Origin of the sequence: Neobacillus bataviensis LMG 21833 (genome assembly GCF_000307875.1) — a bacterium.
Classification (GTDB): Bacteria; Bacillota; Bacilli; order Bacillales; family Cytobacillaceae; genus Neobacillus; species Neobacillus bataviensis.
Window position 1 is genome coordinate 1 of the sequence record NZ_AJLS01000171.1, and the last position, 851, is coordinate 851.

The window sequence follows — 851 nt, forward strand, 5'->3', positions numbered from 1 at the left end:
CTATTAGTACTTGTCGTTATCTTGCCTCAAAGGTAATCTAGCTTATTTTACGACTTCTTCTTCATTATCTTTACGACGTTTGATGGCAAAGGCTACAACTCCTGAGACTGTGGCAATAGCGATAATCCCTGCCAATCCTTGTCCACCAGTAAATGGCAAAGCAAATGGTTTGCTATTAGTAATGGTTGTGTCAGTCGCAGTAGGTGCGGTACTAGCTGTCACAGCGCCTGTCAAGTTTGCTGCTGTATTTGGTGCTGGAAGTTGATAACCTTTTGGTGCGGCAACTTCGACAAGGTAGTAGTTGCTTGTATTAGTAGTATCTGTATTGTCATCTACCAAGTTCAAACCGCTAAATGTTGCAATACCATCTTCTCCAGTCGTGAACGTCACTGGTGTGGTTGCTGTCGTACTTGCGTTACCATTGGAATCCCCTGTGACAAAGGCTGCCTTAGCCAAAGTTGGATTTGCCACTGAACCGCCAGCTGCCGAGTTATTAAAGTAGGCTGCATTGGCAATGATAAAAGCTTGGGCATCAGCTTTATTGTCCGCACGGACTACCGTAAATGTTGCACCTTTCAAGGCATCGCTCGTTGAGGCGCCTGTCTTCGTCATGTCAACTCCACCAACATTCAATGTAGACTGAACAGCGGCAGTCATTGAAAGGTCAGCCCCATAAGCATTCGTGATGGCTGTTGTTGCCGAGTCTTTTGCTGAGGTTAAACTCGTCAGCAGCTTTAATATCAATCTTGCTATTTGTGACGGGCAAGATAAAATCAGCACCTTTTTTCAAGGGATAGTCAAATACGCCTTATTCGGCCGCATTTTCCCATTTCTTGAATGCCAATACAGCA

The 851-nt window shown here is 44.9% G+C and carries 1 protein-coding gene; it reads right to left on the reverse strand.

The features are described 5' to 3' along the window. Positions 1 to 42: 42 nt before the first annotated feature. Positions 43 to 657: a SpaA isopeptide-forming pilin-related protein gene (locus tag BABA_RS24435; RefSeq protein ID WP_211214213.1), complete on the reverse strand. Its 615-nt coding sequence runs from the start codon at positions 655 to 657 to the stop codon at positions 43 to 45. Between the last annotated feature and the right edge of the window lie 194 nt (positions 658 to 851).